Origin of the sequence: Rhizobium sp. AC44/96, from assembly GCF_001692185.1 — a bacterium.
In the GTDB taxonomy this organism is placed as follows: Bacteria; Pseudomonadota; Alphaproteobacteria; order Rhizobiales; family Rhizobiaceae; genus Rhizobium.
In genome coordinates this window covers 493,685-510,029 of the sequence record NZ_LXKO01000014.1, presented here as the reverse complement: position 1 = coordinate 510,029, position 16,345 = coordinate 493,685, and the positions used below count along the sequence as shown (strand labels likewise).

Genomic DNA, 16,345 nt, shown 5'->3' with positions numbered 1-16,345 from the left:
TTTAAGCATTCTGCGGCAGCTTTGAGCAAAGATGCTTTGAGCGTCATCTAAATGTTATTTTTGTGTTTTTTTGTTTGACTTGATGAGGCGTCGCGATAACCTTTCTCCATCAACTCCAGAACGGGAAAGGTTGGCAGCCATGGGGAACGCTTCTTCATCATCCGCACTGAAATCTTCAGGACATGTAGTAGCCACGGCATTCGCGGCACTTTTGGCGACGACGGCCTATACGCAGGCCAAGTCGCTCGAGGGCGTTACTTTGACCATCGCCTCGATGAACGACGGCTTCTCGAACGTGCTGACCAAGCTCGCGCCGGAATTCAAGGAAGAGACTGGCGCCGACCTCAAGATCGAGATCATGGACTACGGCACTCTTCTGACCAAGACGACCGCCGATTTTATCGGCGATACCAAGGGCTATGACCTCGTCACCATGGACATCGTCTGGGCCGGCGCCTTTGCGGAAAACAAGTATTCGGTCGATCTGACGGACTGGGTCAAGCGCGACGCCGCCGAACTTGATCTCGACGACATCTACCCGGTCGCGCTGGAATCGCTTGGCCAGTACAAGGGCAAGTACGTTGCCTTCCCGCTTGCGGCCTACGCCAACGTCCTCGCCTACCGCAAGGACGTGCTCGCGGCTGCCGGCCTCAAGCCGCCGGCGAGCATGGAAGAGCTGGTGGCGGATGCCAAGAAGCTCAACGACCCGTCGAAGAAGATCTACGGTTTCGTCGCCAACGGGCAGAAGGGCCCGGCAGTCGCTCAGGATTGGATGCAGTACAACAACCAGCTCGGTGGCTCGATCGTCGACAAGGACGGCCAGCCGGTGTTGAACTCCGAAGCCAACATCAAGAGCCTGACAGTCTACAAGGAGCTGTTCACTGAAGCTGCACCTCCCGGCGCGATCGAATATGATTGGGGCGGCCGCGAGGAAAGCTTCCGCCAAGGCATGGCGACCTTCATGCAGACCTGGTCGGTTGGTGCCGCGGCCTATTCCGATCCGAAGGTGTCGAACATTGTCGGCAAGGTCGGTATAGCGGTCGCACCGGTTGCCAACGGAATGACGCCGCAATACGGCGTGGGCGGTTGGGGTCTTGCCATCAATGCGGACGTGGACAAGGCCAAGCAGGAAGCTGCCTGGACCTTCATCAAGTGGGTAACAAGCAAGAAAATCCACAAGGAATTCAATATGATGGGCGCTGGCGGCTTTATGCGCAAGAGCCAGATGACCGACCCCGACCTGCTCGCAAAATATGATTTCCTGCCTGTCATCGCCGAAACCTATGAGCACGGCAATGGCGAGTTCCGCCCGCGCATTCCGGAATACCCTGAGATCCAGGACCTGCTTGGCACCGCCGTCAATTCCGTGCTTGCGGGCGCTGCGACGCCGGAAGAGGCGCTCGGCAAGGCGCAGGAAGCCGCCAAGAAGCTGTTCTGATGCCATCTCGCGCGCCGCCTGCCCGGCGGCGCGCGAAATCCGGCCGATTGGCCTTGATCTGTCCGTCCGCAGGCCTTCTTAATCTGGTCCTGTGATGCGCCAGGCCGAGCGGCCTTCCTTTAATGAGCTTTATTCCGATATGCGCTACAGCTTCTCCGACCGCCGCAGGTTCTTCCTGTTTTTGATGGCAACGCCCGCCGTGCTCTATGTGGCCGCCGTCGGGCTCTGGCCGCTGGCACAGGGTATCGGCTACAGCTTCTACAAGTACAATCTTCTGCGCCCTGCCCGCACGCAATTCGTGGGTTTTCAGAACTACATCGACATCTTCTCCGATGCCTCGACGCGCAGGGCGATCCTCAACACCTTCCAATTCACTTTCTTCAGCGTCGCGTTGCAGCTTGTTCTGGGTTTTGCACTTGCCCTGCTTCTGTGGCGCGACAGCCGCTTCAACCGAATGGTGCTCGCTTTCCTTCTCATTCCCTCGACGATCACGCCGCTGGTCGTCGGTCTGATTTTCAAGGCAATGCTCGGCGCGGACTACGGCATTATCGGCTTCTTTCTTTCGGAGGCCGGCATCGGTCCCCGCACCGGCCTGCTGACGGACGCCAGCACGGCATTGTGGATGCTCATTCTGATCGATTGCTGGGAATGGACGCCGCTCATGACGCTGATCCTGCTTGCCGGCCTCAAGGCGCTTCCGGGTGACGTGCTGGAGGCCGGACGTGTCGATGGCGCCACCGCCTGGCAACGCTTCCGCATGTTGATCCTACCTTTGATGCTGCCATCAGTATTCCTGGCGCTGACACTGAGAACGATGGACGCATTCCGGGTATTCGATTCTGTTTTCGTCACGACCGGCGGCGGGCCCAACGATGCCACCAATACGCTCATGATGCTTGGCGTGAAGGAAGGCTTGCAGTTCTTCAATGTCGGTTTCGCTTCCGCGGTCGGAAATGTCACCCTCCTGTTCATCGCGTTGATCGCCACCGTGCTGCTGCTGGTGGTGCGTCGCGCCGATGTCCGGATCAACGGGAAGTAAGCCGATGGCAAAGGTCTCCACACGCCGCATCGTTGCCGAAAGAACGACCGTTCTCATCGCCACGATCCTGTTTCTCCTGCCGGTCTGCTGGCTGATCTCGACCGCCTACAAACCGTCCAACCAGATATTCTCGGTTCCGCCGCGCTTGACGTTCGAGCCAACCCTCGATCAGTTCCGCCAGGCCTTCGCACTTTTCGATGTCGTCTCATTGGTCCGCTCGTCACTGATCATCAGTATCGGCACCACGCTTCTGTCACTCGTTCTCGGTGTGCCCGCCGGCTATGCTCTCGCGCGCTCGAAGTCACGCTTCTCCGCCGGTTTTGCCTATTTCTTTCTGGCGATCCGCATGATCCCCGCGGTCGCCGCGCTGATCCCCTTCTATCTCTTGATGCGCGATATCGGGCTCCTCGGCACGTGGTGGGCGGTCATCGTGTTCAACACGATGCTCAACTGCGCATTCGTGACCTGGATGATGTTCTCCTATTTCAAGGCGTTGCCGCCCGACATGGAAGAAGCGGCACTGACCGACGGCTGCACGCAGATGGGGTCTTTCCTCAAGGTCGCCGTGCCCGCTGTGCGCTCCGGCATCATTGCCTGCGCCCTATTCTGCATGATGTTCTCGTGGAATGACTTCCTGCACGCCATGTTCCTGACCACGCTCGATTCAAAGCCGATCTCGGTCGCCCTCCTGACCGCCTATGGCACCAAGGACATCACCTGGGGCACGCTCGGCGCTCTCGCTCACTTTTCAACAATCCCGATTGTCCTGATGGCGCTGTTCATGAACCGCTATTTCGTTCAGGGCGCGACTAACGGCGTACAGTAGGACTGACAGCATGGCCCAAATTTCGTTCGAGAACGTTTCGAAGACCTATCCGGGCGGCAAGGCCGCCGCCTTGGTCGACTTCAACCTTGATATCAATGACGGTGAGTTCCTGGTGCTCGTCGGGCCATCGGGCTGCGGCAAGACCACGGCCCTGCGCATGATCGCGGGACTCGAGGATATTTCCGGCGGCACGCTTAAGATCAACAATGCAGTCGCCAACGATCTCGCCCCGCGCGACCGGGACATCGCGATGGTCTTCCAGTCCTACGCGCTCTATCCGCATCTGACGGTTGCGGAAAACATCGCTTTCGGTCTCAAGGTGCGGGGCGTCAAATCCGATGTCATTTCCCAGAAAGTGGGCGAGACAGCGCAACTTCTCGAACTGACCGAGTTCATGGACCGCAAGCCCGCCCGGCTTTCCGGAGGACAGCGCCAGCGTGTGGCCATGGGCCGCGCGCTCGTGCGCTCACCAAATGCCTTCCTTATGGACGAGCCGCTTTCGAACCTCGACGCCCGCCTTCGCGGCCAGATGCGCGCGGAAATCGCTCGCCTCCAGCGCATGACAGCTGTTACCACCGTCTATGTCACGCATGACCAGGTCGAGGCCATGACGATGGGCCACCGCGTCGCCGTCATGAACAAGGGTACGTTGCAGCAACTCGACACGCCCCGGCGACTCTACGACAACCCCGCCAACATGTTCGTGGCGAGCTTTATCGGCTCGCCGCCGATCAACTTCATTCAGGCGGCAGTGGTTTCGCACGAGAACGCGGCGGCGGTGTCCTGTGGTGATTTTCTGCTGCCGCTCGGTGCCTCCGGTGAGTGCCTGTCGTCAAGGATCGGCAAGACCGTCATCCTCGGCATCCGGCCCGAACATCTGAAAATCGCGGCAGAAGCAGGTGCGACGGGGACGATCTCGGCGCGAGCCAGCTTCGTCGAAGATCTCGGCGCGACGCTCCTCCTCCACATGGACGGGCACGGTATCGCGATTGGCCACGCCAATATGGTGGAAGACGAGCGCGATCTGATGAAGACGGCACCCAAGCTGAAGGCCGTCGTCGACAGCAGCCACCGCATTTCCCGCGACGATGCGGTCAGCTTTACCCTGGATCCTGCCCTCATTCTCTTCTTCGATGCACACACCGGAGGCGCGCTATGAAACCTTCGGAGGTCGTGGATTTCTGGCCGCTCGGCGGTCCGGTCCTGAAGGCGCAGATTGCGCTTGTCATCATCGACATGCAGGTGGATTTCTGCGAACCTGGCGGCTGGGTCGACCAGCTTGGCGAAGATGTCTCGAACACGCGCTCGGTGATCGAGCCTATCCGCGAGGCGCTGGAAACCGCTCGATCCGCCGGGATCACCATCGTCCACACGCGGGAAGGACATGTCGCGGATCTCTCCGACCTTCATGCCAACAAGCAGTGGCGCACCCGGGTTCATGGCCTCGGTATTGGAGACCGCGGCAAGAACGGCCGCATTCTCGTCCACGGCGAGCCCGGTTGGCAGATCATTCCAGAGCTTGCACCGCTGCCTGGCGAATTGGTACTCGACAAACCGGGAAAGTCGTCATTCCATCGCACTGAACTTGCCGAAGAGCTGGAAAGGCGCGGAATTACACGGCTGGTCGTCACCGGCGTCACGTCAGATTGCTGCGTGCAGTCGACCATCCGTGACGGCTACGAACACGGCATCGAATGCGTCTTGCTGGAAGACTGCACGGCCGCCGTCGAGACGCCGAACCACGACGCCACGCTGGAAATCCTGAAGGCCTATGGCGGTCGCTGGGGCGGCGTTTCCAACCGCGTGGCGTTCCATGACATGATGGAGTTGGCCGATGACTGAAGCCACGATCAGCCTTTTCACACCGATCACGTCACAACCTTATGCCTGGCCCTTCGACGGACGCTGGTCGGCGGGCGATACGGCTTTACTTTTGCTGGGTTTCCAGCGGGCGCCGGTCGCAGAGCTTGCCGCCGAGACAGAACTGGCCGCGGCATCTGAATTGCTGAATACCGCCTCCACACTTGGCATCACCATTGTTGCCGTTCGACGCGGTTACGGTCCGCAGGAGAGCCCGCTTGCTGCCAGGCGGCGTGCACTTGGGGATACCATTCCCAAGCGCGGCAGCGCCGAATGGCGCTTCGATGAGCGCTTGCCGCTCCCAACCGACGCCATCATCGTCGATATTTCCGGCGACAATGCGTTCTTCAGCACCGGTCTTGAAGAGGAACTGCGCAGGCGCGGGGTACGCAATCTTCTGCTCACCGGGTTTCCGACCGAAGGTTTGGTGCACGCCACCCAGCGCGCGGCCAACGACATGGGTTTTGAATGCATGGCGGTTGCCGATGCCTGCAAAGGCACGTCTTCGCAACGCCACAGCGCCCAGCTTCGTATCACCACGTTCGGCAACGGCCTGTTCGGCACCGTAGCCAATTCCGCCGACATCCATTCGGCCCTCAAGAATCTCTAGGAGCATACCATGTCCGAAATGCCTTGGACCGACGCCACCGGCAGTCTCGATCTCGCGACGCTGACGAAGGCATATGCCAGCGGCGCCCTGACGCCAACCCGTGTGATCAACGCGATCTACGACCGCATCGCAGCCCGTGGCGACGACCATGTCTGGATCTATCTCGTCTCCCGCGAAACCGCGCTCGCCGCGGCAAAAGAGCTTGAAGCGCAGGGCTATGATGGTCGCGCGCTCTGGGGCATTCCTTTCTCGGTGAAGGACTGCAACGACATTGTCGGTCTTCCGACGACAAACGCACTGAAGGAAGGCGCCTATATCGCGACCTCCAGTGGCCAGGCGCTCGACCGAATCTTCGACGCCGGCGCGTTGTTGATAGGCAAGACGAACATGGACCAATTCGGCATTGGCCTCGTCGGCATGCGCTCGCCCTATGGTGCGTGCTCGTCCGTATTCGACGACCGCTTTATCTCCGGCGGCTCGAGCTCCGGTTCCGGTGTGTCGGTCGCAGCCGGTCTGAGCAGTTTCTCTATCGCCAACGATGCGGCTGGTTCCGGCCGGGTTCCGGCGGGCTTCAACAATATTGTCGGCATCAAGCCAACGCCGGGCCTTATCAGCAACGCTTGCGTTTCCGGCGGCGGTTGCGTCAAGACCATCGAGACGCTCTCGATCTTTTCGCTGACGGTCGAAGACGGGATGAAGGTCCTTGACCTCATCGCCGGCTACGATCCTTCCTACCCCTTCTCCAAGCCTGATGCAGATGCGGTCCCGCTCATCCCTGTCGCCGTGCCCCCGCAGTTTCGCTTCGGCGTACCGGCGGGAGCGGCGTTGCGGTTCTTTGGCGATACTGAAGCCGAACGTCTCTTCAACGAGGCGATCGCCCGTCTGACGGCCATGGGTGGCGAGAAGGTCGAGGTCGACTTCACGCCCTTCGACGAGACCCAGCGTATTCTCTATGAAGGTCCATGGATTTCCGAGCGCGCACTCAGCCTTGACAGCGTGCTTGCCAAGTACGGCGAAGCCATTCACCCGGTCACCCGGGAAATCCTGTCGCGGTCCGGAAATTTCTCGGCGCTCGATACCTTTGCGGCGATCCACCGCATCGCTGAACTGAAGCGTGACACTCGCGCGGCCTGGGATGACATTTCCGTCCTCATGGTGCCGACGACACCGACGATCTACACGAAGGATGAAATTGCGGCGAACCCGATCCAGCTCAACAGCAACCTTGGAATCTACACCAACTTCGTCAATCTGATGGGGCTCTGCGGCATTGCCGTGCCCAATGGCTTCCGCAACGACGGCCTGCCGCTCGGCGTGACCTTCCTTGCGCCAGCCTTTGAAGAGGCGCGCGCCGCAGGCATCGCGGCCGCCTTCCACAAGGCGACCGGCCTCAACCTCGCCAAGTTCGACAACCCCTATCCCGAGGCTATCGAAACGGCACTCGCTGAGGACTATCGCGAAATCGCCGTCGTCGGGGCACATCTTTCAGGAATGCCGCTCAACCGTGAACTCAAGGAGCGCGGTGGCTTCTTCCGCCGAGCCGCAGAGACCACGAGCGACTATCGCCTGTTTGCGCTCGACGGGACCGAGCCGCCCAAACCCGGCCTAGTCCGTGTCGCCTATGACGGCGGGCCAATCGCCGTCGAGGTATGGGCGCTGCCGGTTGCCGGCTTCGGCGATTTCATCGGTCGTATTCCGGCGCCACTCGGCGTCGGCAAGCTGTCGCTCGCCGATGGTTCAACGGTGACTGGCTTCCTGTGCGAGACAGCGGCGACGCAAAGCCAGCCTGATATCACCGCCTATGGCGGTTGGCGCAGCTACGTCTCAAGCCTCAGCGCCTGATCGTGAATATCGGAAGCGAGACGCCTTGCACGCCTCGCCAAGGTACTGGAGTTAAGGCCAGATCGATGGGTGGCCGGCGACGAAATGGCACATTGCAGCCCGCCGCCCCTACTTCATTACGGAGCAGCATCTCAGTCCTCGCGAAGGCGTTGCCGTTGCGGCATCGGACCTAGCTTGGAATCAATTGGCCAAGGCTCCCACGGCCGGCCAAGAGTAGACCTCGGCGGCACGCCGAACCAGGGCATTTGCCAGCACGAATCCGCGATCGGAATCCGTCATGACAACGATGCCTTGCCCGCGTGCTGGAAACATTAGGAGGTACGACTGATAGCCGACGTTGTGCCCACGCTTCATGAGGACGACATCATCGCCAGCTCCGTGGACGGCGGCGCCGAGCCCATAGGGTCCATCGCCCACTCGCTCCAGCATCGCCTCGACCGTATCGGGGTTGAGAAAGCGCGAGCGCGCCTGATAGACATCAGTGATCGCGATAAGCAGCTTTGCGAGATCGGAGGGTGTGGACCAAAGACCCGCCGCTGCAAGCTCTGGCGTCACACGCCAGCCACCTGAAATTTCCTGTCCGTTGGCCGTATGGCCACGCGCCACGCATTGCAGGAGTGCCGGAGGCAAGGGGTAACTGAAGGTACTGCTCGCCATGCCCAAAGGATTAAGGACTTGTTCCGCTGCGACGTCGGCGAACCTACGTCTCGTCGCATCCTCGATGAGAGCCTCGACGACCTCGTAGCCACCGCCCGAATAGGCGTATTGATTGCCCGGCTGAGCGACGACAGCCACCGGTGGTGAGTTGGCGGGCGGGGTGCCGTCCAGAATCTGCGGCAGCGTCGGGAGCGAAGAACCGATGGCATAGCCACGGAAGCTGGGGACATTGATCCCCGCGCGCATGCTCAACAGCAACCTCAATGTAACCGGGAGCCCATCCGTTATCGGCGGGCGAGCTGACGTCCATCGTTTCAGGATGCCATCGACAGGTGCGTCCAGCGACAGTACGCCTTTGTCTACCAGCCTGAGAGCGACGACAGCGGTGACGAGTTTCGACAGACTGGCGGCCTGGTAGATAGGCTCGGCGCATTCCGATCCGATGGCCTCAGTCCAGGCGATTTCGCCTCCGTCAATCAAGGCTATGCTCGCGGTTTGTATCCGTAATGCCTGCATGGCTTCGTATAGATCGAGCGTCTGTCCAACGCCGTTCGGAGCCTTGATCGCTAGAAATTCGAGCGATCTGTGCATATCGTCAGTGCGAAACGCCTGGATGGCGGGTGCACTCGTAAGCAGAGCGACACAGACAGTCAGCGCCAGCACGCGTACAAAGCTTCGCCTTATCCCTATCACGACGCCGACCTCCACGTTTCCACAGCGTGCGAGCCCTCTGGAATTCGCGTATTCGATTTGAGCGTGCGAAGCTTACAACGGAGTTGTCTTGACTGCAGCTAGGCCAAATGGTTGGTCGGGCATGAAGATGCGGCGCAGTATGTTGCGGCTAGCCCATCCCGATTCAAAGGCCCGTGACCCGAAAACCTGTCTCTCGATCGACAAAGCACGCCCTGCGGCAGGGCGTTGGCATCCCTTGCAACGCCCAGCGCGTCGGCAAGGGCCGCAAACGCGTCGATCTCGATGTCGGCCAGTCGCGACAGTTCGTCGGGGCGAGCAGGCCGAATACTCAAACCATCAGCCTGTGTCTCGCTCATTCGCGCAGCCTCACATGTTCGGATAGACCGGCCCCTCGCCGCCCTGCGGCGGCACCCAGTTGATGTTCTGGTTGGGGTCCTTGATGTCACAGGTCTTGCAGTGGACGCAGTTCTGGGCGTTGATGACGTAGGTTTCCTCACCGTCCTTCTCCACCCATTCGTAGACACCGGCCGGACAGTAGCGGGTCGAGGGACCGGCATAGATGTCGTGCTCGGACGAGACCTGCAGCGCCATGTCCTTTACCTGCAGGTGCACCGGCTGGTCTTCCTCGTGGTTGGTGTTCGACAGGAACACCGACGAGAGCCGGTCGAAGGTGAGGACACCGTCAGGCTTCGGATAGGCGATCGGCTTGTGCTTCGAAGCCGGCTCCAGCGAGGCGGCATCGGTCTTGCCGTGCTTCAGCGTGCCGAAGAAGGAGAAGCCGAGCAGCTGGTTGGTCCACATGTCGAGGCCGCCGAGCGCCACGCCGATTGCGGTGCCGAACTTCGACCACAGCGGCTTGACGTTGCGGACCTTCTTGAGGTCCTTGCCGATGTCGCTCGAACGCCAGTCGTTCTCGATCTCGACCACTTCGTCATTGGCGCGGCCGGCGGCAATCGCGCCGGCGATCCGGTCCGCCGCCATCATCCCCGACAGCACCGCATTGTGGCTGCCCTTGATGCGTGGGACGTTGACGAAGCCGGCCGAGCAGCCGATCAGGGCGCCACCAGGGAAGGAGAGCTTCGGCACCGACTGGTAGCCGCCCTCGGTGATCGCACGCGCACCGTAGGACAGGCGCTTGGCCCCCTCGAAGGTGCCCCGGATCGACGGATGCGTCTTGAAGCGCTGGAATTCCTCGAAGGGATAGAGATAGGGGTTCTTGTAGTTCAGGTGCACCACGAAACCGACGGCCACGAGGTTGTCTTCCAGGTGATAGAGGAAGGAACCGCCGCCGGTCTTCATGCCGAGCGGCCAGCCGAAGGAATGCTGCACGAGACCCTGCTTGTGGTTCTCCGGCTTCACCTGCCAGAGTTCCTTGATGCCGATGCCGAATTTTTGGGGCTCACGATCCCGGGACAGTTCGAATTTCGAGATGAGCTGCTTGGTGAGCGAACCACGCACGCCTTCGCCGATCAAAACGTACTTGCCGAGCAGCGCCATGCCGCGGGTGTAGTTCGGGCCGGGCTCGCCGTTCTTCTCGATACCCATGTCGCCGGTGGCGACACCGATGACAGCGCCTTCGTCGTTGTAGAGCACTTCGGTTGCGGCAAAGCCCGGATAGATCTCGACGCCGAGCGCCTCCGCATGGCCCGCCAGCCAGCGACAGACAAGCCCAAGCGATACGATGTAATTGCCGTGATTATTCATCAGCGGCGGCATCAGCATGTTCGGCAGACGCACAGAGCCGGCCGGGCCGAGCAGCAGGAAGTGGTCGTCCTTGACCTCGGTCTTGAACGGATGATCCGTCTCCTGCCGCCAATCCGGCAGCAGCCGGTCGATGCCGATGGGATCGACGACGGCACCCGACAGGATATGGGCACCGACCTCGGCACCCTTTTCCAGCACGACGACGGACAGCTCGGGATTGAGCTGCTTCAGCCGGATCGCAGCCGACAGACCCGCAGGACCGCCGCCGACGATCACCACGTCGAATTCCATGCTTTCGCGTTCGGGCAATTCCTGCGCGCTCAATTTCTATGCTTTCCTCTCGTTAGGTTGCGTACCAGCCCGGGATCCGACGGCCCGAGCGACAAAACGTCCAGGCGGCGACGGATCGCCGCTTTGAAAAAAAACGAACTTCTCGCTCTTTCGATCATAGCGCCTTCTGCAATTCCGGCAGGACGTCGAAGAGATCGGCGACGAGGCCGTAGTCGGCAACCTGGAAGATCGGCGCCTCTTCGTCCTTGTTGATGGCGACGATGACCTTCGAATCCTTCATGCCGGCAAGATGCTGGATCGCACCGGAGATGCCGCAGGCGATGTAGAGATCGGGAGCAACCACCTTGCCGGTCTGGCCAACCTGCCAGTCGTTCGGGGCATAGCCGGCATCGACGGCGGCACGGCTTGCGCCGACGGCAGCACCGAGCTTGTCGGCCACCGGCAGGATGACCTCCTGGAACTTCTCGGCCGAGCCGAGCGCACGGCCGCCGGAGATGATGATCTTGGCAGAGGTCAGTTCCGGACGGTCGGAGGCAGATAGCGCGTCCTTGACGAAGGTGGAGAGACCCGGATCGGAAACGGCCGGGATCGCCTCGACGGAAGCGGAGCCGCCGTCGGCTGCTGCGGCGAAGGACGCCGTACGCACGGTGATCACCTTTTTGGCATCGGTCGACTGCACCGTCTGGATGGCATTGCCGGCATAGATCGGACGCTTGAAGGTGTCGGCGGAGACGACCTCGATGATCTCCGAGATCTGCGCGACGTCGAGAAGGGCTGCGACGCGCGGCAGCACATTCTTGCCGGTCGAGGTGGCGGCGGCGATGATCGTATCGTAGCCGGCAGCCAGCGAGACGATCAGATCGGCCAGCGGCTCGGCCAGATTGTTGGCAAGCTCGTCGCTTTCGGCGAGCAGCACCTTGGAGACGCCTGACAGTTTGGCGGCGGCATCGGCGGCCGCTTTGACGCCCTTGCCGGCGACGAGAACGGTGACATCGCTTCCCTTTTCCTTGGCGATCTTGGAAGCGGCCGTCAGTGCCTTGGCGGTCTGGTCGGAAAGGCTGGCATTGTCGTGGTCAGCCAGGAGAAGAATGGCCATGGTGATGTTTCCTTTCGAACCTTAGAGGACGCCGGCTTCGGACTTGAGCTTCTCGACGAGCTCGGCGACCGACTTGACCTTGACGCCTGCCTTGCGGCCGGACGGCTCCTCGGTCTTCAGCACCTTCAGCCGCGGAGCGGTGGAGACGCCGAAATCAGCCGGGCTCTTCTTGTCGAGCGGCTTCTTCTTCGCCTTCATGATGTTCGGCAGCGAGGCATAGCGCGGCTCGTTGAGGCGCAGATCGGTGGTGACGACGGCTGGAAGCTTGATCTCGATCGTCTGCAAGCCGCCATCGACTTCGCGGGTCACCTGCGCCTTGCCGTCCCCAATCTCGATCTTCGAGGCGAAGGTGGCCTGGGCGGAGCCGAGAAGGGCTGCTAGCATCTGGCCGGTCTGGTTCGAGTCGTCATCGATCGCCTGCTTGCCGACGATCACAAGACCCGGCTGCTCGGCGTCAGCGACACCCTTGAGGATCTTGGCAACCGCCAGCGGTTCGACGGCATCGTCGGTCTCGACCAGGATGGCGCGGTCGGCGCCCATGGCGAGTGCGGTGCGCAGCGTCTCTTCTGCCTTCGCGGGACCGATCGACACAACCACCACTTCCTCGGCCTTGCCGGCTTCCTTCAGCCGCAGCGCCTCTTCCACAGAGATCTCGTCGAACGGGTTCATCGACATCTTGACGTTCGCGAGCTCAACGCCTGTGCCATCGGCCTTCACGCGGATCTTCACGTTGTAATCAACGACGCGTTTTACGGGTACGAGTACTTTCAATTCATCTTCCTCTCGGCGAGATCTGGTTCAAACAGGTCGGCTGAAATTCGTCCGCATGGCCAGTCATTCCGCGGCCTCGAAGGTCCATGCATTCTTGACCAGCCGCTGGAAATCGGCAGGTGGCATCAGGCCAAGCGCGACAATGGCGTCTGCAACCGTACCGCCGCTTTTCATGGCGGTAGCCGCGATGCGAGACGCCCCTTCATAGCCGATCAGCGGGGCAAGCGCGGTGACCACGACAAGGCTGTTGTTGACGTGGTCGGCGCATCGCTCAGCATCGGCTTCAATGCCATCAACGCAGCGCTCTGCCAGAACATTGATAGCCCGGCTCAGAATGCGAATGGACTGGAGGACATTAAGAATGATCACCGGTTCCATAGCATTCAACTGAAGCTGGCCGGCTTCGGCGGCAAATGTCACAGTGAGGTCATTTCCTATGACCTGATAGGCGACCTGGTTGACCATCTCGGGGATAACAGGATTGACCTTTCCAGGCATGATCGAGGATCCCGGCTGAACTGCCGGGAGACGTATCTCCCCGATGCCGGCCCGCGGTCCGCTGCTGAGAAGCCGCAGATCGTTGCATATCTTGGAGAGCTTCACGGCGATCCGCTTGAGGACGCCGGAGAAGGTCACGAAGGCGCCGACATCCGAGGTTGCCTCAATCAGGTCCTTGGCCTTGACCAAGCTGTAACCGGACACTTGGCACAGATGGGCGATCGCCCTTTGACCGTAGCCGGCCGGCGAATTGATGCCCGTACCGATGGCAGTGGCGCCGAGATTGACCTCCTTGAGCAGTTCGCTCAGCTGGTTGATGCGGTCGATATCCTCCTCGACTGTCGCGGCAAACCCTCCGAACTCCATGCCGAGCGTCATCGGCACGGCGTCCTGCAGCTGGGTACGGCCGACTTTGCCGATAGGGGCGAACTCCACCGCCTTGCAGGCGAAACTCTGGCGAAGCCGATCCAGCGCGCCGACGAGATTTCCGCATTGGCTGACGACCGCGAGCCGCATCGCTGTGGGATAAACATCATTGGTGGACTGCGAGAGGTTCACCTGATCGTTAGGATGAAGGTGGGTGTATTCGCCGGGCTTGTGACCGAGTTTGATCAGCGCGAGGTTTGCGATGACCTCGTTCGCGTTCATGTTGGTGGAGGTCCCGGCGCCGCCCTGGATCATGTCGACAACGAAGTGCTCGTGATGCTGGCCGGCAATGATGCTGTCACAGGCCGCCACGATCGCATCGTGGGCGCGGGTTGAAAGTACGCCTGAGTCCATGTTGGCGAGCGCGCAGGCCTTCTTGACCATTGCCAGCGCGACGACGAGTTCGGGGAAATCCCGAAGCCGGACATCGGTAATCGGAAAGTTCTCGACCGCACGGGCTGTCTGGATGCCATAGAGGGCGTCGACAGGAAGCGTCATGTCGCCGAGGAAATCATGCTCACTGCGTTGGGCAACGGTCATCAATTGCGATCACCCTCCAGCCCGGCGGTGGTGGCCAGATAGCTCTTCAGAACCCTGTCGCTCTTGATGGTCCAGCGAACGGGCGTTCCCTTCTTGATAAGCCAGCTGTCTCCCTGCCTGTAGAGATTGCTGACGCCGGTCCGTTCATCAGTCAGTTCGACCTCACCCTGCATCACCGTCGCATGCTCGTGGAATGGGTAGACGACGCGATAAACCCCGCGCGTTGCGGCATATAGCCCGCCGAACACAGGACCTTCGGTCGAGCCAAGGTCGATGCTGCCGGAGCACTGGATAGGGCCTGACACGGTCTCGGCGCCGATATCTTCAGGTGCTCCCCAATCAGCCAACTCCGTCTGCTGAGCTTGGGTTATATATGAGTGCATCGCAGGTCTCTCCCTCCGCGTGTATCCAGCGTGATCCGTGGCATCAGCGTGTGGGGACGTCATCTCTTGCGGCACGCGCTTGACGACCACCCTGGCAATGCCTTGCCGGACCGCAGGGCAATCTGTCGGGATCGAGATGCCAAAGAAACAATAGTTTTCTTCGTCGGCAATTAGGCCGGGCCTAATCATCGTGACGACGGATAAAACCCGCCTTTCGACATCAGGGGCTCCATTCCTCGCCAATTACCCGCTGGGGTCGATGTGGGGATTTTCCTAATCAACGCTGAACCAAACACTTATGTCGGCAGCCCCACCTTTCCGTTATCGATTCATACACGTTGGCCCCAAGGCCTGAATTCGAGCACAACCTGAGAGGGACCCGTATGTCGATTGAAACAGTGGATACGCTTGTGGTTGGCGCCGGCCAAGCGGGAGTTGCGATGAGCGAACATCTCGGCAAGCAAGGCGTCTCTCATGTCGTCCTGGAGCGCAATCGCATTGCCGAGAACTGGCGTACCGCACGCTGGGACTCGCTGGTTGCCAACGGTCCCGCATGGCACGATCGGTTTCCCGGGATGACGTTTTCGGATGTCGGAGACGATGCGTTCGCACCGAAAGAGCGCGTCGCCGATTACTTTGTCGACTACGCCAAACAGATCTCGGCGCCGATCCGCTGTGGTGTGGAGGTCAAGGCCGTGAAGCGGAATTCAGAAGGTCCGCGTTTCCGGGTCGAAACCTCCGATGGCATTTACGAGGCAAACAATATCGTTGCGGCAACCGGGCCGTTCCAGGTGCCGGTATTTCCTGCCATCGTTCCGCAGACGGAGGGGATCGAGCAGATCCATTCCCATGCCTATCGCAACCCCGACCAGCTTCCCGAGGGCGCGGTGCTTGTCGTTGGCGCCGGATCTTCCGGAACGCAGATCGCCGAGGAACTGATGCGCTCGGGACGGCGCGTCTATCTTTCGGTTGGTCCTCATCATCGCCCGCCCCGGCGCTACCGCGGCAAGGACTTCGTGTGGTGGCTCGGCGTCCTCGGCATCTGGGATCTCAAGGTCCCCGCCCCGAATACGGAGCACGTCACGATCGCGGTCAGCGGCGCCGACGGTGGCAAAACGGTCGATTTCCGCCAGCTTGCCGAGCGCGGCATGACACTGCTCGGCATGGCCAAGTCCTATATCAACGGCACGCTGCAGTTCGCTGGCGACCTCAAGGACAACATCACGCTGGGCGACAGGAACTATCTCGACCTGCTCGATCAAGCCGACGAATATGCGCGGAAACACGGGCTCGATCTTCCGGAAGAGCCGAACGCGCGCGCCCTTTCCAAGGACCCCGCCTGTGTGAGCGATCCGATCCTTTCGCTTGATCTGAAAAAGAACGGCATCACTTCGATCGTCTGGGCGACCGGCTATTCGTTCGATTTCAAGTGGCTCCACCTCGACGCATTCGACGCCAAGGGGCGCCCCGTGCACGAACGCGGCGTTTCCAGAGTGCCCGGCCTGTTCTTCCTCGGCCTCCCATGGCTTTCCCGCCGCGCATCGTCCTTTATCTGGGGCGTCTGGCACGACGCAGCCTATCTGGCTGAGCAGATCGCCGATCGCGAGGAGCCGGAACAGCGCGTCCGGTTGCGCTAGGAGGCGTCGCCTGCCTGGCTTATCGCCAATCGTC

The 16,345-nt window shown here is 60.8% G+C and carries 14 protein-coding genes; 8 read left to right on the top strand and 6 right to left on the bottom strand.

The annotated features are described in order from the left end of the window. The first annotated feature begins 139 nt into the window (after positions 1 to 139). From A6U87_RS14955 to atzF, 7 genes are all read left to right on the top strand, one after another. Positions 140 to 1,438, top strand: a complete 1,299-nt coding sequence (locus A6U87_RS14955; protein ID WP_065692029.1) for an extracellular solute-binding protein — start codon at positions 140 to 142, stop codon at positions 1,436 to 1,438. A 139-nt stretch (positions 1,439 to 1,577) separates the two neighbouring features. Further along, on the top strand, positions 1,578 to 2,477 hold the full coding sequence (locus A6U87_RS14950) for a carbohydrate ABC transporter permease (RefSeq protein ID WP_065692237.1): 900 nt from the start codon (positions 1,578 to 1,580) through the stop codon (positions 2,475 to 2,477). A gap of 4 nt (positions 2,478 to 2,481) precedes the next feature. Then, a complete protein-coding gene (locus A6U87_RS14945) occupies positions 2,482 to 3,303 on the top strand; it encodes a carbohydrate ABC transporter permease (RefSeq protein ID WP_065692028.1) in 822 nt (273 codons plus the stop codon). Between the two features lie 10 nt (positions 3,304 to 3,313). Next, on the top strand, positions 3,314 to 4,462 hold the full coding sequence (locus A6U87_RS14940; RefSeq protein WP_065692027.1) for an ABC transporter ATP-binding protein: 1,149 nt from the start codon (positions 3,314 to 3,316) through the stop codon (positions 4,460 to 4,462). Beyond that, on the top strand, positions 4,459 to 5,145 hold the full coding sequence (locus A6U87_RS14935) for a cysteine hydrolase family protein (RefSeq protein ID WP_065692026.1): 687 nt from the start codon (positions 4,459 to 4,461) through the stop codon (positions 5,143 to 5,145). Before A6U87_RS14940 ends, A6U87_RS14935 begins: the two co-directional genes overlap by 4 nt. Next, positions 5,138 to 5,773 (top strand): isochorismatase family protein, encoded by a 636-nt coding sequence (locus A6U87_RS14930; RefSeq protein ID WP_065692025.1) that lies wholly within the window; start codon positions 5,138 to 5,140, stop codon positions 5,771 to 5,773. Before A6U87_RS14935 ends, A6U87_RS14930 begins: the two co-directional genes overlap by 8 nt. A gap of 9 nt (positions 5,774 to 5,782) precedes the next feature. Further along, complete coding sequence (gene atzF / locus A6U87_RS14925; RefSeq protein ID WP_065692024.1) at positions 5,783 to 7,615, top strand: allophanate hydrolase; 1,833 nt, start codon at positions 5,783 to 5,785, stop codon at positions 7,613 to 7,615. Between the two features lie 180 nt (positions 7,616 to 7,795). On the opposite strand, the gene A6U87_RS14920 is transcribed toward atzF, so the two are convergent. The 6 genes from A6U87_RS14920 to A6U87_RS29320 all read right to left on the bottom strand — a co-directional run bounded on the left by A6U87_RS14920 (position 7,796) and on the right by A6U87_RS29320 (position 14,674). Then, on the bottom strand, positions 7,796 to 8,965 hold the full coding sequence (locus tag A6U87_RS14920; protein ID WP_141683955.1) for a serine hydrolase: 1,170 nt from the start codon (positions 8,963 to 8,965) through the stop codon (positions 7,796 to 7,798). 366 nt (positions 8,966 to 9,331) lie between these two features. Next, entirely contained in the window at positions 9,332 to 10,960 is a 1,629-nt protein-coding gene (locus A6U87_RS14915) for an electron transfer flavoprotein-ubiquinone oxidoreductase (protein WP_065692235.1), read from the bottom strand. A 154-nt stretch (positions 10,961 to 11,114) separates the two neighbouring features. Continuing rightward, the gene (locus A6U87_RS14910; RefSeq protein ID WP_065692023.1) at positions 11,115 to 12,056 is read right to left on the bottom strand and encodes an electron transfer flavoprotein subunit alpha/FixB family protein; all 942 of its coding nucleotides are present in this window, start codon (positions 12,054 to 12,056) and stop codon (positions 11,115 to 11,117) included. A gap of 21 nt (positions 12,057 to 12,077) precedes the next feature. After that, positions 12,078 to 12,827: an electron transfer flavoprotein subunit beta/FixA family protein gene (locus A6U87_RS14905; RefSeq protein WP_065692022.1), complete on the bottom strand. Its 750-nt coding sequence runs from the start codon at positions 12,825 to 12,827 to the stop codon at positions 12,078 to 12,080. Between the two features lie 63 nt (positions 12,828 to 12,890). Beyond that, positions 12,891 to 14,291, bottom strand: coding sequence for an aspartate ammonia-lyase (locus tag A6U87_RS14900; protein WP_065692021.1), 1,401 nt, complete (start codon positions 14,289 to 14,291; stop codon positions 12,891 to 12,893). Continuing rightward, positions 14,291 to 14,674, bottom strand: coding sequence for a cupin domain-containing protein (locus A6U87_RS29320; protein ID WP_065692020.1), 384 nt, complete (start codon positions 14,672 to 14,674; stop codon positions 14,291 to 14,293). The genes A6U87_RS14900 and A6U87_RS29320 overlap by 1 nt, the downstream gene beginning before the upstream one ends. A 383-nt stretch (positions 14,675 to 15,057) precedes the next feature. Between A6U87_RS29320 and A6U87_RS14890 the strand changes: the two genes are divergently transcribed. Next, on the top strand, positions 15,058 to 16,311 hold the full coding sequence (locus A6U87_RS14890) for an NAD(P)/FAD-dependent oxidoreductase (RefSeq protein WP_065692019.1): 1,254 nt from the start codon (positions 15,058 to 15,060) through the stop codon (positions 16,309 to 16,311). Positions 16,312 to 16,345: the final 34 nt, after the last annotated feature.